Raw genomic sequence first — 21525 nt, 5'->3', positions numbered from 1 at the left:
CCCGGCGTTCGGAAGGCAGGGCAGAACAGGCGTACGGCAGGCCGTTTCGCCGCCCATGGTGGGACGCCAGGTGCGTGACGGGAGCCGTGTGACGCCAGTGGCTCGTGAATCTGGCTCATACCGGCGTGCGGCCGGGCCCACCGCGCACCGGTGTGCGCCCCCGCCGTGCTGCCGGGAGATCGACGAGCACCGTTGTGGCCCCAGAGGGCCGTGGGGACCATGGGCAGCCGCCGTCCCCACGCCTCCGGAGGCCCATTCAGCCATGCGGATCGCCTATCTGCATTCCGGCAGCATCCCCTCCGTCTACGCCAACGGTGTGCACGTCATGCGGATGTGCGACGCCTTCACGGACGCCGGACACGACGTCGTGCTCTACGCCCCGCCGGGGACCGTCCCCGTCGACGACGTCCACGCCTACTACGGCACCCGCAACCGCTTCGAGGTGCGCACTGTGGCCCAGCCCCGCGTCCCTGGGCTGGGCAGGTGGATCCGCGCCCGGCGGGTACGCGCCGACCTGCGCCGCCGGGGCGTGCCCGACCTGCTGTACGGGCGGGACCTGCGGGCCTTGCTCGCCGCCTCGGACCTGGCCCCGGTGGTCTACGAGACCCATCTGCTGTGGCCCGACCGCGCCGTCCGCGGCATCGAACGCCTGCTGTTCGGCAGGCCGAACCTGCGCCGCGTGGTGTTCGTCTCCCAGGCGCTCGCCGACGACTACCGCCGGTCCTTCCCCCGGCTCGGCTCCCTACGGCGGGTCGACCTGGTCACGGCCCACGACTGCGCCGATCCGGCGCCTGAGGGCGGCCCGGCGGCCGGGCTGCCCGGCCGGCCCGGAGCGCTGCGGATCGGCTATGTCGGCCATCTGTACCCGGGCCGCGGCACGGACGTCATCCTCGACCTGGCGGACCGCCTCCCGGCGGCCGACTTCCACCTCGTCGGCGGCACCGCGGCCGACCGCGAGCACTGGCAGAGCAGGTGCGGTCGGCCCAACGTGCACTTCCACGGGCACCTGCCGCCGGCCGGACTCGCCCCCTACTACCGGGCGTTCGACATCGTGCTGGCGCCGTATCAGCGGAAGGTCTTCTGCGCCGGGGGCGTCGGCGAGATCAGCCGCTGGGTGTCACCGATGAAGCTGTTCGAGTACATGTCGCACGGCAAGGCCATCATCGCCTCGGACCTGCCCGTACTGCGGGAGGTCCTGGACGACGGGGTCAACTGCCTGCTCTGCCCGCCGGATTCCGTCGACGCCTGGTCGGACGCGGTGACACGGCTGGCCGAGGACCAGGCCCTGCGCGAGGCCCTGGGCGCCGAGGCCCGGCGGCGGCTGCACGACCGGCACACCTGGCGGGCCCGCGCCGACCAGGTACTGCCCGCGCCCGGCGAGCCCGCCGGGAGGCGCTGATGCGGGCGGTGGTGACCGGCGCGGCCGGCTTCATCGGCTCGCACCTGTCCGCGCACCTCCTGGCCGCCGGGGACACCGTCATCGGCGTCGACTCGCTCACCGACTACTACGCCCCGGCCCTCAAGGCGCGCAACCTGCGCGAGCTGACACCCCACCCGGCCTTCACCTTCCACCGGGCCGACCTGCTGGAGGCGGACCTCGCCGCCCTCCTCGACGGCGTGGACGTCGTCTACCACCTGGCCGGACAGCCCGGCGTACGGCCCTCCTGGGGCCGGGAGTTCGCCCTGTACGACCAGCGCAACCTGCTCGCCTCCCAGGCCCTCCTGGAGGCCGCGCGGGGGCGCCCGCTGCGCAAGTTCGTCTACGCCTCCAGCTCCTCCGTGTACGGCGAGGCGCCGATCTTCCCCACGCCGGAGACAGTGTGCCCACGCCCCGTCTCCCCCTACGGGGTCACCAAGCTGGCCGCCGAGCACCTGTGCGAGCTGTACCGTTCCGCGCACGGCCTGCCCAGCGTGTCGCTGCGCCTGTTCACGGTGTACGGCCCCCGGCAGCGGCCGGACATGGCCTTCGCCCGCCTGATCGCGGCCGCCTTGAGTGGCGCATCGTTCCCTCTGTACGGCGACGGCGAACAGACCCGCGACTTCACCTATGTACTGGACGTCGTCAGTGCCATGCGGGACGCGGCCCGCTCCCGTTTCACCGGGGTGGCCAACCTCGGCGGGGGCAGCCCGGTGTCCATGAAGCAGGCGATCGCCGCGGTCGAGCACATGGTCGGCCCGGTCAACCTCGACCCGCGGCCCGGCGGCCTCGGCGAGTCCCGGCACACGGGCGCCGACATCTCCCTGGCCGCCCGGGCGTTCGGCTACCGTCCGCGGACCGAGCTGCTCGACGGGCTGGCGGCGATGGCCGCGCACGCCGCCGCGCTGAGGGGGTCCGTCATTGGGTGAGGGCCGACTCCGCTCCGGCGCGCCCCGGAACCTCCCCGGTCCCGGCCGGCCGAAGGTCTTCGGCCTCGGCCTGTCGCGCACCGGCACCCTCTCCCTCACCGCCGCGCTGCGCACCCTGGGCTTCGACGTCGCCCACTACCCGGCCGACCAGGGCACCTACCAAGCGCTGCTGGAAGGCGCCGCCCGGTTCCCGCTGCTCGCCGAGCGCGACGGGATCACCGACATCACGGCCGTGCCCTGCTACGAGGAACTCGACCTCGCCTGGCCGGGCGCCAAGTTCATCCTGACGGTCCGCGAGGAGGAGAGCTGGCTGCGCTCCTGCGAACGGCACTGGCGGCGGCCCATCGACAGCAAGGCCGGCCAGGGCGACGTCTACCCTCAGCTCCAGCGCTTCCTCCGCGCCGCCGTCTACGGCTGCCACGCGTTCCAGCCCCGGCGCTTCGCCCGGGTCCGCCGCCGGCACATCGAGCAGGTGGAACGCCACTTCGCCGGCCGGAGGAGCGACCTGCTGGTGCTGGACATCATCGGGGGCGAGGGATACGAGCGCCTGGCGCCGTTCCTCGGAGTGCCGATTCCCGACGAGCCGTTCCCGCACGTCAACCGGGTGGCCGTCGCGGCGGACGAGGCCGGTGCGGTGATTCCAGCGCCCGAGAGGAATGGACTGCGATGACGACGGTCGATGCCCACGGTGAGGTCTATGTCCTCTCCTTCCCCAAATGCGGCCGTACCTGGTTGCGCGTACTGATGGCCAAGGCCGTTTCGGAAGCTCGCGGGATTCCGATGGAGATCTGCCGTGATCTGGACCTCACCGAATTCAGCAGGATCGACTCGGCTGTTCCGCGCATCGTCTTCTGGCACGACGATCGCGTCGGCTGGCGAACACCTGCCGAGCTGTCCCAGGACAAGAGCTTCTACCGTGACCGCAAAGTCGTGCTTCTGCTCCGCGACATCCGGGACACCACCGTCTCCTACTACTTCCAGCGGACGCGCAGGAAGGGGAATCCGTACACCGGCAGGCTCGGGGACTTCCTATCCGAGGAGGAGGGCAGTGTGAGGACCTGTCTGGCCTGGTGGAACATCTGGCACGCCCGGCAGAACGTGCCCGCCTCGTTCCTGCTCACCTCGTACGAGAGACTGACCGCGGACACCGCCGGGGAACTCTCCCGTGTGCTGGATTTCTGCGGGCTGCCGCCTGCCGCGGAGGAAACGCTGCGCGCTTCGGTGGCGTTCGCGGATTTCAAGGCCATGCGCACCATGGAGATCTCCGACGCATTGGCCACCGAACGGCTGCGACCGGGCGTGCCCGGCGACCCCGAGTCCTACAAGACCCGCCGGGGAGTCATCGGGGGATTCCGCGACTACCTCACCGTGGAGCAGATCGACTACGTGAACGACATCGTGCACCGGAACCTCATGCCGCAGTGGCGGCCGGCGGCTCTCGCGGCGGACGCGGCACGATGACGCTCGCGGTCGGCAACGGTACAAGCCGGGTGCTGTCGTCGCGGTTGCCACCTGTCAGGACCGAAGCGGAACCATGAACATGGGCATAACACTGTCCAGTGCATGTACATTGCAGTAGTTCTACCGGTACTGCACGGAATGGAAGTGGCTTGTGTTCGCGGATCGGGGCGCTGCCCTACTCAGTTCGCGCCGAACCGCGTGGGTTGTCGGGCTGACCGCCTTGCTGCTGTTCTCACCGGCCGCGGCGGGGCGATCCATCGCGGCGCCCGGCGACGCCCCGGCCGGGCCGCGGCTGACGCTCGCTCATGCCCCGGTCGAGGTCGGGGACACTTTCGGGCTCGCCATCGAGGGGCTGGCCGGGCCGTGGGACGCGGTGGCCGTCACGTCCCCCGCCTTGAACGGCCCGCTGCGTCTGACCCCCGAGAGCAAAGGGGCCACGCACTCCGTCGACCCCTTCATGCCACAGGCCCGAGCACAGGTCCGCAGCGGCATCAAGCCGGGGAACTACCCGCTCACCGCGAAGCTGAACGGCCGCGCCGTGGCGACCGGGCGGCTCGAGGTCGTGCCGCAGGGGCCGGCCGAGATCCGCCGGTTCGCCCTGGAGCCCAAGGGGACGAAGGCCCACCCCGGTGAGAAGGTGCTGGTCGTCCTCTCGGACGATCACGCCGCGCCGGACGAGGCAGCGGTGACCGTCGAGTCCCGCGCCTTCGGCGGCTCCCACAGCATCAGGGAAGCGGGGCCCGACAGCCCCGACAACCCGGCCTGCAAGTGCGACGACGGGGCCACGGTCTACGCGGCGCGGATCGCCGTCCCGAAGGGCACGCCTTCGGGAACGTACGACGTCACGGTCACCAGTCACCACGGCCAGAAGAAGACGACCAAGCGCCTCCTGGTGGCAGGGGACGAGGCGGCAGGGGACGAGAAGGACTCCGGCGACCGGGCGCCCTGGTTCCTCGCCGGCGGCGCCGGGGTGGTGGCCCTGGCGGCCGGCGCGTGGTTCGTCGTGTCGCGCCGGCGCCGTCACGCGGATGCCGGCGCCGGGTGACGGCCCGCGATCCAGGGCGGGGAGCCCGGCCGGTTCCGTGACGCCTCTTCGACCGGTTCCTTGACTCCTCTTCCGTGACACCGCGCTTTCTCCCAGGCCTCCGCCCTGGGCCAAAGGGGCCGGTGGCTGGGCACGCCCTCGGCGTGCCGTACATCTCTTCTCACCGTATGGAGTACATACCTTGCGCACGTTGCGAATACGCCGGATGGTCATTTCGGCCGTCTGCGTCTCGCTGGTGACCGCCGGCGCAGCCGGTGCCGCGCCCGCCCAGCCGAAGCGGTCGCCGGCTCCGGTGACGTCGGAGTCGGCGACCCCGCCGAGCGCGGGCGCCGGTGCCTCCAAGACCGCCCGGGCGGCCGAGTCCGGCGACTGGACGGTGGAGGAGGCGACGCGCTTCTGGACGCCCGAGCGCATCACCTCCGCGACCGACCCCGGCGCCTTCGCCCGGCCGGCCCCCACCACGCCCTCCTCACCGGCCGGTGGCGCCGCGAGGTCCGGCACCCCTGCCCCGGCGCTCAAGGGCAAGCCCCGCCCGGGAATCACGCACGAGGGCTCCTCGCACTTCCGTGGCATCAAGTCCGTCGGCGTGCTCTTCGCCAAGGACCCGAACAACCCCAAGACCCACTACTGCTCCGCGTCCGTGGTGGAGAGCGCCGGCCGCAACCTGATCCTGACGGCCGGGCACTGCCTGAACACCAAGGCGATCTTCATTCCGTACTACGACGGCTCCAAGGACGTCAGGCACCAGCCGTACGGCATCTGGCCCGTCAACAAGTGGTTCGTGGACGGGAACTACAGCAAGAACACCAAGGCGCGCGAGTCCGATCTGGACTTCGCCTTCGCCCGTGTCGGCAAGAACGGCGGAAAGAACGTCCAGGACGTCGTCGGCGGCAACCGCCTGGCGCGTACGCAGAGTGCCAAGAACCGCGTGACGGTGATCGGGTACCCGTCCGTCGGCCACAACCCGAAGGACAAGGCGGTCCAGTGCACCACCGACACGGGTGCGCTGCCGGGCTTCAACCAGATGCGCATCGACTGCGCGGGCCTGTGGGGCGGCATCTCGGGCTCCCCGTGGTTCTCCTCCGTGAACCTCGATCGCGGCACCGGAACGATCATCGGTAACGTCGGCGGCTCCAATGGCGGCGGCCCCGACGTGAAGCCCGAGAACCCGCTGTACAACCGGCTGACCTACAGTCCGCTCCACACGGACCGGTTCTTCCAGCTCTTCGACGACGCCCAGAAGAACAGCAACGCCGGCCACGGCCCGTACCGCCAGCCCACGCCGCCCTACTCCGTCGGCCGGGCCGGGACCTGGAAGTCCGCCAAGCTCATGGCGGCCGGGGACTTCAGCGGCACCGGCCGCGGCGACCTGGTCGTGGTCTGGACGGACGGCGAGGTCACCCTCTACCGCGGCGACGGCCACGGCGACTTCTCCTCCGAGCGCCGGCTCGCGCCCAAGAAATCCACCTGGACGCACGCCCGGACCATCACCGCCGGCGACTTCGGGGGCAGCGCCGAGTTCGACCTGATGGTGGTCTGGTCGAACGGTGAGGTCACCCTCTACCAGGACCTCGGCAGCAAGAGCCTCGGCAGTGAGAAGAAGATGCCCGGCAAGAAGTCCGACTGGTCGCACGCCACACAGATCGCCGCGGGCCGGTTCAATGCCCGCAAGTACGTCACCGACCTGGTCGTGCGCTGGTCCGACGGGGAACTCACGCTCTACACCAACGTGGGTCCCGGCACCTTCGGCCAGGAGCACAGGCTCAAGGCAAAGAACGGCACGTGGAAGCGCGCCAAGCTGCTCACCAGCGGCGAGTACTCGGGCAAGGCCAAGTGGGACCTGATGGTCAGCTGGACGGACGGCGCGCTCGACAACTACGCCGGGACCTCCACCTCGGGCCTGGGCGCGAAGCAGCGCATCCTGAACGCCAACGGGACCTGGACGCACAACGCGGCCATGACCACGGGCAGGTTCACGCCCAACGGCCGCACCGACGACCTGCTGGTCCGCTGGTCGGACGGTGAGACCACGATGTACAACAACACCACCGCCAAGCGGCTCGGCAGGGAGAACACCCTGGTGTACCCGGTGCTGTGAGCCCTGGGGCCCGCGCCCCGAGGACGGCATCGAGGAGGCGGAGGCGGTGGTACGGAGGAGTTCCGTGCCACCGCTTCGTCGTCCCTCAGCCGTCGACCGGCAGCCCTCGCGGCTCCTTGATCCGTTTCATGACGATCTGCGAGTTCACCTCGGTGACGCCGGACAGCGTGGTGAGGCGCTCGATCCACAGCCGCTCGTAGGCGGTGATGTCGGTGACGGCGATACGCAGCAGGCAGCCGGGGCTGCCGAAGAGGCGGTACGCCTCGATGACGTCGGGGATGTCCTGGAGCGCCGCCTCGAAGGCCTCGACCGCCTCCCGGTCGCGTCTGACCTCGACGGAGACGAGGACCTCGAAGCTCCGCCCGACGGCCTCGGGGTTGATGACCGCCCGGTAGCCCTGGATGACGCCGTCCTGTTCGAGCTGGCGGACGCGGCGCATGCAGGGCGAGGGCGTGAGGCCGACCCGCTGGGCCAGCTCCTGGATGGTCAGCCGGCCATCACTCTGAAGCTCACGCAAGATATTCCTGTCAATCTGATCCACTGCGCAATTATCCACCACACCTTCGGCCGGGTCGCGCCTGATTTAGCGATCCGATTGCGCGCGATTCGTCCTATTGTTGCCACCGGCCCGACCGCCGACGAACTGGCGTACGGGGCCACGCCCAGCAGTGATCACCCGGAAGAAGCGGGAAGAGGAGCGAGCAGACGTGGGACAGGTCGTCGTCATCAGCACCGGCGGGACGATCGCCAGCCGCTGGCAGGGGTCCGGATTCGCCGCCGAGGCCCGGGGCGGGGACGTCCTGGCCACGGCCGCCGTGCCCGAGGGCGTGACCGTGCGGGTCGTCGACCTGATGAGCGTGAACAGCGCCCGGATCACCACCGCACACCAGCTGGCGCTCCTGCGCACCGTGCGCGAGGTGCTGGCCGATCCCACCGTCGACGGCATCGTCGTCACGCACGGCACGGACACACTGGAGGAGTCCGCGTTCCTGCTCGACCTCCATCACGACGACCCCCGGCCGGTGGTCTTCACCGGCGCCCAGCGCCCGCTCGAAGCACCGGACGGCGACGGTCCGCGCAACCTCCACGACGCGCTGCTGACGGCGGCCGGGGTGCGCGACCTCGGCGTACTGGTGGTCTTCGACGGGCAGGTGCATGCCGCGCGCGGCACGGTGAAGGTGCGGACGCTGGCCGCCGACGCGTTCGCCGACCCCTCCGGCAGCCGGGTCGCGGACGTGACGGCCGGCGGAGTCCTCGTCCACCGGCGGCCCGAGCGCCCCACGCCGCTGCCCCTGCCGCCGGCCGTCGAGCCGCTGCCCCGGGTCGACGTCGTCATGCACCACTGCGACGCGGACCCGCTGCTGTTCGACGCCGCCGTCGGGGCCGGCGCCCAGGGCATCGTCCTGGTCGCGACGGGAGCGGGCAACGCCACCCCCGAGATCAGCGCCGCCGTCGGGGCGGCGGTCTCCCGTGGCGTCCTCGTCGCCGTGACCACGCGCGTGTCCAGCGGGCCGGTCGCGGAGATCTACACCCACGGGGGAGCGGTGGACCTCGCGGCCGCCGGAGCCGTACTGACCGGCACCCTGCGCGCCGGCCAGGCACGGATCGCCGTGCTCTCCGCGGCCCTCGCCTCCACCGACCCGGCCGAACGCGCCCGTGCGCTGCGCCACACCCTCGGCAGCGCCACGGCCACCGCGGCCGCCTCGCCGGGCGCGGCCGCCTGACGCCCCTCCTCCCCGCGCGCCCGCCTGACGCTCCTGCCCCTCTCGGCCCTCGCCTTCCACCACGCTCTCCCTCATCTGATCGGACCCCTCCATGTCGGCATCCGTCCCCGGCCCCGCCCTCGCCCCCGCCTCGCCTCACGACCACCCGCGCGTACGGACCGAGCACGACCTCCTCGGCGACAGGGAGGTCCCCGCTGCCGCGTACTACGGCGTCCACACCCTGCGGGCCGTGGAGAACTTCCCCATCACCGGCACCCCCATCTCCGCCTACCCCGACCTCGTCATCGCCCTGGCCTCCGTCAAGCAGGCCGCCGCCCAGGCCAACCGCGACCTGGGGCTGCTGGACGAGCGCAAGGCGGACGCCATCGTGCGCGCCTGCGAGGAGATCCGCGCCGGGCGGTTCCACGACCAGTTCGTCGTGGACGTCATCCAGGGCGGCGCCGGCACCTCCACCAACCTCAACGCCAACGAGGTCGTCGCCAACCGGGCGCTGGAACTGCTCGGCCACGGCAAGGGCGAGTACCACCACCTCCACCCGCTGGAGGACGTCAACGCCGGTCAGAGCACCAACGATGTCTACCCGACCGCCGTCAGCCTCTCCCTGCAACTCGCCGCCGGCCGCCTGCTGGAGGCCATGGAGGTGCTGCGCGTGGCCTTCGCGGCGAAGGCCGGGGAGTTCGCGGACGTCCTGAAGATGGGCCGCACGCAGCTTCAGGACGCGGTGCCCATGACGCTCGGCCAGGAGTTCAGGGCCTACGCGGTGATGCTGGCCGAGGACCGGGCACGCCTGGACGAGGCGTGCGCGCTGCTGCGCGAGATCAACCTCGGCGGCACCGCGATCGGCACCGGCCTCAACGCCCACCCGCGGTACGCCGAGACGGCCTGCGGCCACCTGAGCGCGATCACCGGCATCCCGCTCACCGTCGCCGGTGACCTCGTCGAGGCCACCCAGGACATGGGCGCGTTCGTGCAGCTCTCCGGCGTGCTCAAGCGGATCGCCGTCAAGCTCTCCAAGACCTGCAACGACCTGCGCCTGCTCTCGTGCGGCCCGCGCGCCGGTCTCGCCGAGATCAACCTGCCGCCCGTGCAGGCGGGGTCGAGCATCATGCCGGGCAAGGTGAACCCGGTGATCCCCGAGGTGGTCAACCAGATCGCCTTCGAGGTGATCGGCAACGACGTGACCGTCACCTTCGCCGCCGAGTCCGGCCAGCTCCAGCTCAACGCCTTCGAACCGGTCATCGCGCACAGCCTGCTCAAGAGCCTGACGCATCTGCGCGCCGGGTGCCTGACCCTCGCCGAACGATGCGTCAGCGGTATCACCGCCAACCGCGAGCACCTGGCCCGCCTCGTCGGGCAGTCCATCGGGCTGGCCACCGCGCTCAACCCGCACATCGGCTACGAACAGGCCACCGCCGTCGCCCAGGAGGCGCTGACCACCGGCGCCTCAGTACACGACCTCGTCTTGGCCAAGGGCCTGCTCACCCCCGAGCAGCTCCAGGAGATCCTCCACCCGGACCACCTCGCCCACCCGCACGCCCAGGCCACCGCGACCGCCGCGCCCTGATCCCCCGACCGACCCGATCCCGCACCACCACCAGAAAAAGAAGGAAGAAGCACCCCGATGGCAACGGCGCCCAGCGTCTCCTACTCGATGACCGTTCGGCTTGAGGTTCCGGCGAGCGGCACGGCCGTGAGCCAGCTGACCACCGCGGTGGAGTCCTCGGGTGGTTCGGTCACCGGCCTGGACGTGACCGCCTCCGGCCACGAGAAGCTCCGTATCGACGTCACGATCGCCGCGACCTCCACCGCGCACGCCGACGAGATCGTCGAGAAGCTGCGCGGCATCGAGGGCGTCACGCTGGGCAAGGTCTCCGACCGTACGTTCCTGATGCACCTCGGCGGCAAGATCGAGATGTCGTCCAAGCATCCGATCCGCAACCGTGATGACCTGTCCATGGTCTACACCCCCGGTGTGGCCCGGGTCTGCCAGGCGATCGCGGAGAACCCCGAGGACGCCCGCCGGCTGACGATCAAGCGCAACAGTGTCGCGGTCGTCACCGACGGCTCCGCGGTGCTGGGTCTGGGGAACATCGGCCCCATGGCCGCGCTGCCGGTGATGGAGGGCAAGGCCGCGCTGTTCAAGCGCTTCGCGGGCATCGACGCCTGGCCGCTGTGTCTGGACACCCAGGACTCCGACGAGATCGTCGCCATCGTCAAGGCCATCGCGCCGGGGTTCGCGGGCATCAACCTGGAGGACATCTCCGCGCCCCGCTGCTTCGAGATCGAGGCGAGGCTGCGTGAGGCGCTGGACATCCCGGTCTTCCACGACGACCAGCACGGCACCGCCATCGTGGTGCTCGCCGCCCTGACCAACGCGCTGCGCGTGGTGGGTAAGAAGATCGGCGATGTGCGGGTGGTGATGTCCGGGGCGGGCGCGGCCGGCACCGCCATCCTCAAGCTCCTGATCGCCGCCGGGGTCAGTCACGCGGTGGTCGCCGACATCCACGGCGTGGTGCACGCCGGCCGCACCGACCTGGTCGACGCCGACCCGGACTCCCCGCTGCGCTGGATCGCCGACAACACCAATCCCGAGGGTGTCACCGGCACCCTGAAGGAGGCCGTGCGCGGCGCTGATGTGTTCATCGGTGTCTCGGCGCCCAACGTGCTGGGCGGTCAGGACGTGGCCGCGATGGCGGACGACGCGATCGTCTTCGCGCTGGCCAACCCCGACCCCGAGGTGGACCCGGCGATCGCCCGCCAGACCGCCGCCGTGGTCGCCACCGGCCGCTCGGACTTCCCCAACCAGATCAACAACGTGCTGGTCTTCCCCGGCGTCTTCCGCGGCCTGCTCGACGCCCAGTCCCGCACCGTCGACACCGGCATGATGCTCGCCGCCGCCGGAGCGCTGGCCGACGTCGTCCACGACGAGGAACTCAACGCCAACTACATCATCCCCAGCGTCTTCAACGACAAGGTGGCGGACGCCGTGGCATCGGCGGTGAAGCGGTCTGCGCTGGCGCTCGATCAGACGCGGTGAATCCGGCCGCGACTCGGAGGGCGTCAGACGTTCCACCACCACGCTATGGAGGTCACCGGGAGAGGAGCGCGGCTCCTGTCGGACGGGGTGTCCTTCCACGCGCGCGGCAGGGGAACCCGGTCCGTCCGCACGGGGTCGCCCGGGTTGCGAGGGTCTCCGTAGCGATCCGTGATCATGCTCCACTCGAGGTAACCGCGAACCCATTCACCAAGGCCATGGATATATCGGGCCGTCTCGGGGCGCACTTCTTGCCGAACCCTGTCGCTGAGGTGAAGGAACCGGCACATGAGCCGGTCCCGCATGGCCATCGCGGACGCCAGTGCCTCTTCGGTGGTCGACGCCTCGTGGTGAGCGAGAACAGTGACGATGTTCTGGAGTTCGGCGTAACCGTAACGAACTTTGCGGAACACCTCCTTGTTGAAGGAGATGATGTCGTTGTCCCAGCCCACCAGCATGTTGGCCATCTCCGTCAGGGCGCGTACCCGCGGCCTGACCATGTCCGCGGCCGGCACCTCGTACCCGGAACTGATGTCGATGAACATCAGGCTGGGCCCGGTGGCGGTGACGTTGAGCCACATCGCGGTGTAGTCGTTCACGGTGGGAATGCGGCCCGCGGAGCGATTGGCCGCTTCCCAGATCAGCCCGAAGAGATACTTACGGAGCTCCTCCGCCCAGCGCGCCACCTGCGAAGGAGTCCCATATCCGGCAAGCCGCTCGCGGATGTCCCGCAGCCCCTCGGCCCATGGATTCCCCGGCAGCATGTCCGCGGCCGGTGCCTCGACGATTCGGGCGAGCCTCCCCAGGAGCTGGACCAGTTCGTCGAGCGAGAGGCTCGCCGTCCGTTCGTCGCAGTACATGTCATCGAACGTGAACAGCCAGAACAGCTGGTCACTGGCGATCTGGAGGCCCTCGCCGGATCCGTGGGGCATGGTCAGAGAAGCGAAGTAGCCGACCTTCTGCGTGGCGAGATAGTCGCGCTGGGTACTCGTCTGAAAGAGCCCGAGGTCGTCCATCCACTGGACTGTTCGGCGATCCACCTCAGCCGCCTCGGGAGAGACCGCATAGGGAAACGGGCAGTAGAACGGCGGCACTTCGGTGAAAGGGGACCGCGGCGCATTCGTGGTCACTGTGGCTCAGCCTCTCCCAGCCGTGATCGTCATGGGTATGGAGTCGGCTGACATGGTCCCCCGGGCCACTTCCCGTACCCGATGGCCGGCGACGGGGCGCAGCCGCATCCGCGAGCAGACGGTGGCGAGCACCAGGACCATGGAGATCCTGGCGAGCTGCTCGCCCACGCATTGATGTGAGCCCGCGCCGAACGGCATGAAGGAGGTGCGTGGCATGTCCTTCAGCCGGCCGGGCAACCATCGGTCGGGATCAAAGCGCATGGGGTCGGGATAGACGCGCGGGTCGCGATGCAGGGACGTAAGGCTGATCAGCAGCTCGGTGCCGGCGGGAATCGAGGCCCTGCCGAGGTCAACGGCTTCTGTGGTCCGGCGCATGAGAATCCAGCCCGGATTGTGCACGCGCAACGCCTCGTTGACGATCTGTCCCGTGTACACGAGCTGACGCACGGTGTCCTTGGTCGGCCGGGTCCCGCACAGGACTCGGTCGAGCTCGTCGTGCAGCTGCCGCTCGATCTCCGGGTTGCGGCCCAACTCGTGGAAAATCCACCCCAGAACATGGCCGGTCGTGTCACTGCCCGCGACCAGCATCGACATCGCTTCGTCCCACAGCTCCTGGTCGGACATGGGCACCCCGTCCGGGTCGCGGGCATCCATGAGCATGGAAAGGATGTCGTCCTGTCGGCATCCGCCGGATCGGTACAGATCGATCACTGTCGTCAGGGCGTTGTCCAGCACCTTCCGTGCCGTATCGAATCGGCGATTCATCGGGATCGGCAGTCGGTGCAGCGCGCTGCTGGGCAACACCGTCCTGATTCCCACGCCGTTCATGAAATCGGCGATGGCCTGCTGTACGGCGCGCACGTCACCGAATGCCGCGTCAGACGAGAACAGTGTCTTGATGGTCAGCGCCACGCTCAACTGATCCATCTCCTTCGCGATGTCCAGCATGTCGCCGGAGCGCCAGGGAGCGATGCGCGATTCGATGACGGCGAGCAACGTCGCGACGTCGTACCCGGGCCTCGCGTGGTGGAACGCCGGTTGCACCATGCGCCGCTGCCTGAGATGGAACGGCCCGTCGGAGGTCCCGAGGCCATTGCCGAGCAGGGGGCGCAGATTCTCGAAGAACCGCCCCTTGGCGTAGACGGTCCCGTTGTCACCGAGAGCTTCTCGGGCGAGTCGCGGATCGTTGATCACATAGGCCGGGGTACGGCCCAGGAAGATCTCTACGATGTCTCCCTGCTCGCGCACGCGTTCCAGGAACGCCAGACGCCGTGTCGCCAGGGACGGCAGATGTCCAAGGAAGGGGAACTTCCCTTTTGCGACAGGAATGTACCGAGGAATGACTACCTCCTGGGTCCGCTGCAATCTGCCACGAGCTGCCTCAACGAGCGAACGTTTCCAGCGTACTTGGAGCCAAAGCAGGAGGGAACGGTGCGACTGCTTGGCAGGAATTGAGCGCGTGAGCACTCTGTTTCCCATGCGCCGGGCGCGGGCTCTGATCAGGCCGGGCCGCCCGGCTGGAAGAGCCCGTTCCCGGGGGCTGGGCCCACCTCCAGCACGGGAGGTGGGAGGGCTCAGGCGGTCGGGCGGCCGGCTGGCGGCGGAGGAGCCGGGCACCCCCCGTTGGGCGTGCAGAGGTGCAGCTCACATAGGGTGTCGGGCATGTCTCGGTCAAAGAACGCCCAGCAAGACTCTCACCACCAGCACTCCGCACCGATCCCGTCCCGCCGGAGCAAGCAGGCTCTGGTCGCGGCCGTCGGTGTCGCCATGACCCTCGCCCTGAGCGGGTGCAACGACGACTCCGACGGGGCCGCCGACAAGGCCACCCCCGCCGCGGAGTCGAAGGCTCCGACGTCGGCCGGCTCGCCCCAGCCCTCCTCCCCCGGCACGGCCGACTCCTCTGCCCCGGCGAACCCCTCCGGCGACCAGCCGCTGGTCGCCGGATGGCAGACGCAGGCCCGGCAGGACCACCACTTCCGCTACGACGTGCCCGCCAAGTCCGAGAAGTGGAAGGTCTTCGACCAGGACATTTCCCTCTCGTACACGGACAAGGCCGGCAAGCCGATCGTCGTCATGACCGGCGTCTCCAACTACCGCGAGGGCGGTTGCGCCTCCACCCCGAACCCCAAGACGTTCGGCGAGGCGGGCAAGGGACAGCTCGCCACGGTCGGCACCACCGGCGGCGGCAAGGACGGCACCCTCCAGGAAAACGCCCGTAACTGGGCGGGCAACTGGGGATTCGCGGCGTTCGGCGGCGAGGACCACAAGCCCAAGATCAAGGTCAGCCAGGCCAAGCCGTGGAAGCGGGGCGGCATCGACGGCTACACCGCGACCGCCACGGTCACCGTCACCAACCGGCCGAGCAAGTGCGTCCCGGCGACGGCCGTCGTGCACAGCATCGCGCAGAAGCTCCCCGACGGCACCATGCACGGCTGGGTGATCTACGCGGACCAGGGCGTGCCGAACGCGCTGACCGCCGCCGAGATCGAGAAGATCATGAACACCGTCCGGTCCACGGACAGCTGAGCCCCTTCGCTCAGCGATCGCCCCGGCCCGCGCCCGACGCCCGACAGACGGCGGGCGCGGCCGGGGCGACCTTTCATTGCCGGGGCTCCGCCCGTCGTCAGTGGTGGGCGTGGACGACCGCATGTCCCTTGCCGCGGGCGATCAGCCAGCGGTTGACGGGCACGGTCAGAAGGAACGCGATGACCAGGGCGAACGCGAGCGCGCCCCAGAACAGGAAACTCGCCAGGCCCGCGTCCATGGCGCCGGGAACGGCGACCATGACGGCGTTGTCGATGACCTCCATGACGAGGATGGAGACGGTGTCGGCGGCGAGCGCCACCTTCAGGGCCTGCCGGACGGGCAGTCCGGCCTTGAGGACGCCGCGCATGGTCAGCGCGTAGCCGAAGACGAAGGCCAAGACCACGGCGAGGGCCACGGTCGCGCCGGCCGAGAGGGCGAGGGCGGTGCCGATGACCATGCCCATGACCTCGCCGATGGCGCAGCCGGTGAGGCAGTGCAGCGTCGCCTGCGCGGCGGTCCGCCAGGAGGGGACGCCTCCCCCCGCCACGTGGTGGTGAGCGGCGTGGCCATGCTCAGGGTGCGTGGCGTGCTCGGCGGGGCGGTGGCCGCGGTGTTCCATGACGTCCTCATTCCCCCTGCTTGGTGTGCCGACGGTTCCGCCCGACACCACCCAATGTATACCCCCTAGGGGTATGGGGCAACGGTCTTCATTTGACCGCTCCGAGTGACAGGCCCTGGACGAGCCTGTCCTGAGCGGCGAATCCCGCGATGAGCACCGGCAGCGACACGGCGACGGCCGCGGCGCACACCTGGGCCAGGAAGAGTCCCTGGCTGGTGACGAAGCCGGTCAGGAAGACCGGGGCGGTGGTGGAGCGGATGCCGGTGAGCACCCGGGCGAAGAGCATCTCGTTCCAGCTGAAGATGAAGCAGATGAGAGAGGTGGCCGCGATGCCGGGTGCGGCGATCGGGGTGATGATCTTGCGGAAGACGGTGAGCAACCCGGCGCCGTCGATGGCGGCCGCTTCGAGGATCGACACGGGGATCTCGGCGAGGAACGAGCGCATCATCCACACGGCGATCGGCAGGTTCATCGCGGTGTAGAGGACGGTCATCAGCCAGATGTTGTCCAGCAGTCCGATGTTCTTGGCGGCGAGGTAGATCGGGAGCAGGCCCGCGACGGCCGGCAGCATCTTCGTGGACAGGAAGAAGAACAGCACGTCAGACCATTTGCGCACCGGTTTGATCGACAGGGCGTACGCCGCCGGGATCGCCAGCGCGAGGACGAGCGCGGTGGAGGCGACGGCCGCTGTGGCGGAGTTGGCCAGCGCCGGCCACGGGCTGGTGCCGGTGGAGGTCCCGAAGAACTCGCGGTAACCGTCGAGGGTCAGATGGGCGGTGATCGCGGGGGGATTCGTCGCGGCGTCGGGCTCGCTGTGGAAGGAGGTCAGGACCATCCATGCCACCGGCAGGAAGAAGAACAGGCCCGTGGCCCAGGCGGCCAGACCCAAAAGGGCGCCCGCGTGACGCCGCAGCGGTCCGCCTCCCGGCCGTCGGTGCGATCGTGCTGGTGCCGTGGCTGTGCTCATGACTGCTCCTCCCGCAGGAGTGTCGAGACCAGGCGCAGTGCGAGCGTGGCGACGACGATGGTGCCGAGGACGACGATGACGCCGGCCGCGGACGCTCTGCCGTAGTCATGCGCCTGGTAGAAGCTCTGGTAGATGGTGTAGGGCAGGTTGGCGGTGTCCAGGCCGCCGGAGGTGATGGTGAAGACCGCGTCGAAGTTCTGCACGATGTAGATGGATCCGAGCAGCACGGCCAACTCGATGTACCTGCGCAGGTGCGGCAGGGTCAGGTAGCGGAAGATCTGCCACGCGCCCGCGCCGTCCACCCGGGCGGCCTCGACCACGTCGAGGGGACGGCTTTGCAGGCCCGCGAGCAGGATCAGCATCATGAACGGGGTCCACTGCCAGATCAGGGAGGCCGTGACGGCGGTCAGCGGGGCCTGGGTGATCCAGTCCGGTTGCGGCGGGCTGTCGGAGCCGAACAGGGACCAGATCCAGGTCAGCGCGCCGTTGAGCAGTCCGTACTCCGGGTTGTAGAGCGCGTGCTTCCACAGCAGTGCGGCCGCGACGGGCACGACCAGGAACGGCGCGATCAACATCGTGCGCACGAGCCCGCGACCGCGGAACTTCCGGTCGAGCAGCAGCGCCGCTCCCAGGCCCAGCACGAGGCTGACCAGTACGACGCCCGCGGTGAGCCAGACCGTGGTGAACACCGAGGAGCGCAGTTCCGGGTCGCTGAACAGCTGTGTGTAGTTTCCGAACCCCGTGAACCCGCGCTCGCCCGGCCGCAGCGCGTTCCAGTCCATGAAGGAGATCACCAGCGTGGCGACGAACGGCAGCTGGGTGACGATCACCATGAACACCAGAGCCGGCAGCAGGGGTCCGCGTCTGGCCCAGGCCTGGCGTGAACGCAATCGCCGTGCCGGCGCGGCCGCGCCCGTGGCGAGAAGTCTTGCCTTTTGCATGTGCGTGATACTCATTTCATCGGTGTTTCCCCGGTCGGGTCGGCGCCCCCGCCCCAACCGCCGGCAGCAGCGGGCCTCTTGGGCGACGCGTCAGTCCTTCCGGTACTTCGCGGCCACGTCCTCCGCGAGCTCCTGTCCCTTGTCCAGGGCCGAGGTCACCGAGGTGCGGCCCGCGATGGCCGAGGCGATGTACTGGGAGACCTTGGTGCCCAGATCCGGGAACTCCGGGATGTCCACGAACTGGACGCCGACGGTCGGGCGCGGCTGCAGCCCGGGGTTCCTCGGGTCGGCGGTCGCGATGGCGTTCTGGGTGGCCATGTAGAAGGAGGCCGCCGTCTTCTGGTAGTCGGGGTTGGCGTAGGTCGAGGCGCGCTTGCCGGCCGGCACCCTCGCCCAGCCGAGCTTGGCCCCGACGAGTTCCTCGTACTCCCTGCTCGACGCCCACGCGACGAACTGCGCGGCGGAGTCCTGGCGCTTGCTCGCCTTCTGGATGCCCCAGGCCCATGAGTACAGCCACCCGGAGCTCTTGGTCTTGTTCACCGGAGCCGCGACGTAGCCGACCTTGCCGGAGACGGCCGAGTCCTTGCTCTCCAGCAGTCCGGCGGCCGAGGTGGCGTCGTACCACATGGCGGTCTTGCCCTGCTGGAAGCTGGCCAGGCACTCGGCGAACCCGGCCTGTGCGGCACCGGGCTCACCGTGTTCGCGGACCAGGTCGACGTACAGCTTCGTCGCCTCGGTGAAGCCCCGGCCGTTCACCTGCGCTTTCCAGTCCTTGGTGAACCAGGTGCCGCCGTAGGTGTTGACCACTGTGGTCAGCGGGGCGAAGACCTCACCCCACCCGGGCATGCCGCGCAGGCAGATGCCCTTCATGCCCGGTCTGGCACCGTCCGCCTTGGCCGCCAGGTCGGCGACCTGCTTCCAGGTCGGGTGCTCCGGCATGGTCAGCCCGGCGGCCTTGAACACGTCCTTGCGATACATCAGGAACGACGACTCGCCGTAGAAGGGCTCGGCGTAGAGCTTGCCGTCCTCCCCCATCAGCCCCTCCTGGATCGAGGGGAGGATGTCGGTCTGGCGGAAGGACCCGTCTTTGGCGACGGTGTCGTTCAACGGGGCCAGCCAGCCGTTCTTTCCGTAAATAGGTGCCTCGAAGTTGCTGATCGACGCCACGTCGTACGTGCCGGCCTGGCTGGTGAACTCCTGGCTGATCTTGTCGCGTACGTCGTTCTCCGGCAGAACGGTGTAGTTGACCTTGATGCCGGTCTTCTTGGTGAAGTACTTGTTCGTCAGCTTCTGCAGGTCGAGCATCTGAGGGTTGTTCACCATCAGTACGTTCACCGACTTGGCTCCCCCGTCCTGGCCTCCCGCTCCGGCGCAGCCGGCGAGCAGCAGGGAGGAGGTGGCGGTGAGAAGCGCGGCGAGTGAGGCGGTGGTACGCCGCCCGGGCCTCATGGATCTTGCGTTCATGGAAATGTCTCTTTTCGAGCGGGAATTCAGGGGAGTTGGACGCGGCTGCGGGTGTCAGCGGGTATGGCGGCATGAGCCTGCGGCGTTCCACGCCGAGGCCGAGGGGGCTTGCGGGGAGGGTCTTCAGGTGCGGATGACGTCTGGTCCGAGGAGGGAGTAGCGGCCCGCTTCCGCGGCTGACAGCCCCGTGTCGGTGACGATCGTGTCGAAGTCGCCGATCTCGCCGAATCGGCAGAAGCTCTTCGCGCCGAACTTGGTGTGGATCCCGACCAGTATTCGGCGCCGGGAAGAGCGCAGGGCCTGCGCCTTGACATCGGCGACCACCGGGTCGGGGGTCGTCAGGCCGAAGTCGCGGGAGATGCCGTTGGCGCCCAGGATCGCCAGGTCGATGACGAAGGAGGACAGCATCTGGGTGGCCCAGGATCCGACGGTGGCCAGGGTGCGGCCGCGGACTCTGCCGCCGAGGAGGAGAACGGTCGCCTGGGATGACTCCGCGATCGCCGCGGCGGTGGGCAGCGATGCGGTCACCACCGTCAGGGGCCGGCCGGTGGGCAGCTCGGCGGCGATGAGCTGCTGGGTGTAGCCCTCGTCGATGAAGACGGTCTCCGCCTCGCCGAGCAGGCCCGTGGTGACGGCTGCGATACGGCGTTTGCTCTCCACGTGGTTGGCCTCGCGCTGGGCCAGGTTGGTCTCAAAGCCGGCGCTCTCCACCGGGTAGGCACCGCCGTGTGTGCGACGGACCAGGCCGCGCCGCTCGAGCTCGCTCAGATCCCTGCGGATGGTCTCCGGTGCCACGCGGAAGTCGGCCGCGGCGGCCGCGACTTCGACACCGCCCCGCTGCCGTGCGAGAGCCAGGATCCGGTGCTGTCGCTCTTTGGCCTTCATCGTGTCCAGCACCTCCCTGGTTCTCCGTTCGGGACGCCGTGTGCCGAGGGCGTCGTATGTCCGAGGCGTCGTATGCCCGTTTGGGGCTGCCTGAGATTTATACCTTTGCCTGGTGCCCCTGGAAGCCTCCGTTCCGTCATGGATTCCGCCCGTTTACGCCCGACCCGACGGACGGCGTTCACGCAGGTCAGAGAGGGGGACGGCCAGATTCTGCGGGCTTGGTACGGACCGGTCGGGCGCGCCCGGGTGCCCGTTTCCGCGTCGCGCGTCCGGTCGGCCGGCGGTGGCTCGCGGGCTCATGCGAGGAGGTACTCGGCGACGGCCGAGTCCGTGACGATGCCGTTGAACACGCCGGTCTTCAGGGCTGCCGCGGTGGCGGTGGTCCGCTGGGCGCCGTCGGCCAGGAGGATCACGTCGGGCACGCGGCGCAGCTCCTCGAAGCTGATGGCGATGATCCGTTCGCTCAGTTCCTCGGCGACGATCCGCCCCTCGGCGTCGAGCAGCCGGCCGGAGACCTCGGCGCATGCTCCCTGGCGCCGGTAGTCCTCACGCTCCGCCTCGCTGAGCGCGTCGTAGACGGTGGACAGGCCCGGCCCCCAGGCACCGACGGTGATGACCGCCTTGGTCACCTGGCCGAACCGGCTGACGGCTTCGACGATGCCCGGCTGCCGGCGCAGCATGCGGGCTGTCGCGCCGTCAGGAAGCAGGTGCGGTGCGTAGATGGGGTAGGCGACGCCTCTGGAGACCGCGGCGGCCCGGCGCACGGCCTCCACGGCGTTGGCGTCCACCGGCCGCAGCGGGGTGACGCCGCACAGTTGCACCACGGTGCACCGGGGCAGCTTCGTCAGCTCGGGGCTGAGCGCCTCGATCTCCGGGCCCCAGATGAGCCCGAGGACATCGCCCTCGGTGACGATCTCGGCGAGCAGGTCCGCCGCGACCGCGCCGAGGCGGCGGGTGACCAGCGCCGCGCCGCCCGGGTCGTGTGCCTGCGAGTGGAACACGATGGCGTGGCTCAGGCCGTACCGGGTGCGCAGGGCGTCGGAGCGTTCGGCGTCCAGCTCGGCGGGCAGGCGGATCTCGAGCCGGATCAGGCCGTCGCGGATGGCGGTCTCGAGCGTCCGGGCCACCTTGAAGCGGCTGATACCGAACTTCTCCGCGATCTCGATCTTGGACTTGCCCTCGAGATAGAACATCCGGGCCATGGCAGCGGTCTGCACCAGCTCCTCGGGGCCCGCGTGGTGCGGGCGGGCTCCGGCCCGTGGTCTTTGCTGAGCTCCCACCATCA

19 protein-coding genes are annotated in these 21525 nt (G+C 69.6%); 10 read left to right on the top strand and 9 right to left on the bottom strand.

Annotated features, from left to right (window positions below; all coding sequences use genetic code 11):
- The first annotated feature begins 262 nt into the window (after positions 1 to 262).
- The 6 genes from ACQUSR_RS29790 (at position 263) to ACQUSR_RS29765 (ending at position 6950) form a co-directional block, all read left to right on the top strand.
- Positions 263 to 1399, top strand: a complete 1137-nt coding sequence (locus ACQUSR_RS29790) for a glycosyltransferase family 4 protein (RefSeq protein ID WP_431045822.1) — start codon at positions 263 to 265, stop codon at positions 1397 to 1399.
- A complete protein-coding gene (locus ACQUSR_RS29785) occupies positions 1399 to 2346 on the top strand; it encodes an NAD-dependent epimerase/dehydratase family protein (protein ID WP_431045820.1) in 948 nt (315 codons plus the stop codon). The genes ACQUSR_RS29790 and ACQUSR_RS29785 overlap by 1 nt, the downstream gene beginning before the upstream one ends.
- A complete protein-coding gene (locus tag ACQUSR_RS29780) occupies positions 2339 to 3016 on the top strand; it encodes a sulfotransferase family protein (RefSeq protein WP_431045818.1) in 678 nt (225 codons plus the stop codon). Before ACQUSR_RS29785 ends, ACQUSR_RS29780 begins: the two co-directional genes overlap by 8 nt.
- A complete protein-coding gene (locus ACQUSR_RS29775; RefSeq protein ID WP_431045816.1) occupies positions 3013 to 3807 on the top strand; it encodes a sulfotransferase domain-containing protein in 795 nt (264 codons plus the stop codon). Before ACQUSR_RS29780 ends, ACQUSR_RS29775 begins: the two co-directional genes overlap by 4 nt.
- A gap of 220 nt (positions 3808 to 4027) precedes the next feature.
- The gene (locus tag ACQUSR_RS29770) at positions 4028 to 4852 is read left to right on the top strand and encodes a hypothetical protein (protein WP_431045814.1); all 825 of its coding nucleotides are present in this window, start codon (positions 4028 to 4030) and stop codon (positions 4850 to 4852) included.
- A gap of 181 nt (positions 4853 to 5033) precedes the next feature.
- Entirely contained in the window at positions 5034 to 6950 is a 1917-nt protein-coding gene (locus ACQUSR_RS29765; RefSeq protein ID WP_431045812.1) for a trypsin-like peptidase domain-containing protein, read from the top strand.
- Positions 6951 to 7035: 85 nt separating this feature from the next.
- On the opposite strand, the gene ACQUSR_RS29760 is transcribed toward ACQUSR_RS29765, so the two are convergent.
- Positions 7036 to 7491, bottom strand: a complete 456-nt coding sequence (locus tag ACQUSR_RS29760) for an Lrp/AsnC family transcriptional regulator (RefSeq protein WP_431045810.1) — start codon at positions 7489 to 7491, stop codon at positions 7036 to 7038.
- 166 nt (positions 7492 to 7657) lie between these two features.
- Here ACQUSR_RS29760 and ACQUSR_RS29755 point away from each other — a divergent pair, with 166 nt between their 5' ends.
- The 3 genes from ACQUSR_RS29755 to ACQUSR_RS29745 all read left to right on the top strand — a co-directional run bounded on the left by ACQUSR_RS29755 (position 7658) and on the right by ACQUSR_RS29745 (position 11711).
- Complete coding sequence (locus tag ACQUSR_RS29755; RefSeq protein ID WP_431045808.1) at positions 7658 to 8674, top strand: asparaginase; 1017 nt, start codon at positions 7658 to 7660, stop codon at positions 8672 to 8674.
- A 91-nt stretch (positions 8675 to 8765) separates the two neighbouring features.
- On the top strand, positions 8766 to 10238 hold the full coding sequence (gene aspA / locus ACQUSR_RS29750; RefSeq protein ID WP_431045806.1) for an aspartate ammonia-lyase: 1473 nt from the start codon (positions 8766 to 8768) through the stop codon (positions 10236 to 10238).
- Between the two features lie 57 nt (positions 10239 to 10295).
- The gene (locus tag ACQUSR_RS29745) at positions 10296 to 11711 is read left to right on the top strand and encodes an NAD-dependent malic enzyme (protein WP_431045804.1); all 1416 of its coding nucleotides are present in this window, start codon (positions 10296 to 10298) and stop codon (positions 11709 to 11711) included.
- A gap of 23 nt (positions 11712 to 11734) precedes the next feature.
- Here ACQUSR_RS29745 and ACQUSR_RS29740 read toward each other — a convergent pair whose 3' ends face one another.
- Positions 11735 to 12802, bottom strand: a complete 1068-nt coding sequence (locus ACQUSR_RS29740) for a terpene synthase family protein (RefSeq protein ID WP_431045802.1) — start codon at positions 12800 to 12802, stop codon at positions 11735 to 11737.
- Positions 12803 to 12844: 42 nt separating this feature from the next.
- On the bottom strand, positions 12845 to 14317 hold the full coding sequence (locus ACQUSR_RS29735; RefSeq protein WP_431045800.1) for a cytochrome P450: 1473 nt from the start codon (positions 14315 to 14317) through the stop codon (positions 12845 to 12847).
- A gap of 183 nt (positions 14318 to 14500) precedes the next feature.
- Between ACQUSR_RS29735 and ACQUSR_RS29730 the strand changes: the two genes are divergently transcribed.
- Positions 14501 to 15364, top strand: coding sequence for a hypothetical protein (locus ACQUSR_RS29730; RefSeq protein ID WP_431045798.1), 864 nt, complete (start codon positions 14501 to 14503; stop codon positions 15362 to 15364).
- 97 nt (positions 15365 to 15461) lie between these two features.
- On the opposite strand, the gene ACQUSR_RS29725 is transcribed toward ACQUSR_RS29730, so the two are convergent.
- The 6 genes from ACQUSR_RS29725 to ACQUSR_RS29700 form a co-directional block, all read right to left on the bottom strand.
- Complete coding sequence (locus tag ACQUSR_RS29725; protein ID WP_431045796.1) at positions 15462 to 15983, bottom strand: DUF4396 domain-containing protein; 522 nt, start codon at positions 15981 to 15983, stop codon at positions 15462 to 15464.
- An 88-nt stretch (positions 15984 to 16071) separates the two neighbouring features.
- Entirely contained in the window at positions 16072 to 16950 is an 879-nt protein-coding gene (locus ACQUSR_RS29720) for a carbohydrate ABC transporter permease (RefSeq protein ID WP_431045794.1), read from the bottom strand.
- Positions 16947 to 17906, bottom strand: a complete 960-nt coding sequence (locus ACQUSR_RS29715) for a carbohydrate ABC transporter permease (RefSeq protein WP_431045792.1) — start codon at positions 17904 to 17906, stop codon at positions 16947 to 16949. The genes ACQUSR_RS29720 and ACQUSR_RS29715 overlap by 4 nt, the downstream gene beginning before the upstream one ends.
- A gap of 75 nt (positions 17907 to 17981) precedes the next feature.
- Positions 17982 to 19355 (bottom strand): ABC transporter substrate-binding protein, encoded by a 1374-nt coding sequence (locus ACQUSR_RS29710; RefSeq protein ID WP_431045790.1) that lies wholly within the window; start codon positions 19353 to 19355, stop codon positions 17982 to 17984.
- A 123-nt stretch (positions 19356 to 19478) separates the two neighbouring features.
- Positions 19479 to 20240, bottom strand: coding sequence for a DeoR/GlpR family DNA-binding transcription regulator (locus tag ACQUSR_RS29705; protein ID WP_431047923.1), 762 nt, complete (start codon positions 20238 to 20240; stop codon positions 19479 to 19481).
- 296 nt (positions 20241 to 20536) lie between these two features.
- Positions 20537 to 21523 carry a sugar-binding transcriptional regulator gene (locus ACQUSR_RS29700; protein ID WP_431045788.1) on the bottom strand — a complete coding sequence of 329 codons (987 nt, stop codon included), beginning with the start codon at positions 21521 to 21523 and terminating at the stop codon, positions 20537 to 20539.
- Between the last annotated feature and the right edge of the window lie 2 nt (positions 21524 to 21525).

Source organism: Streptomyces sp. P1-3, from assembly GCF_050613155.1.
Lineage (GTDB): Bacteria > Actinomycetota > Actinomycetes > Streptomycetales > Streptomycetaceae > Streptomyces.
The sequence above is the reverse complement of the archived record's forward strand: the minus strand, read 5'-3'. Positions and strand labels throughout refer to the sequence as shown.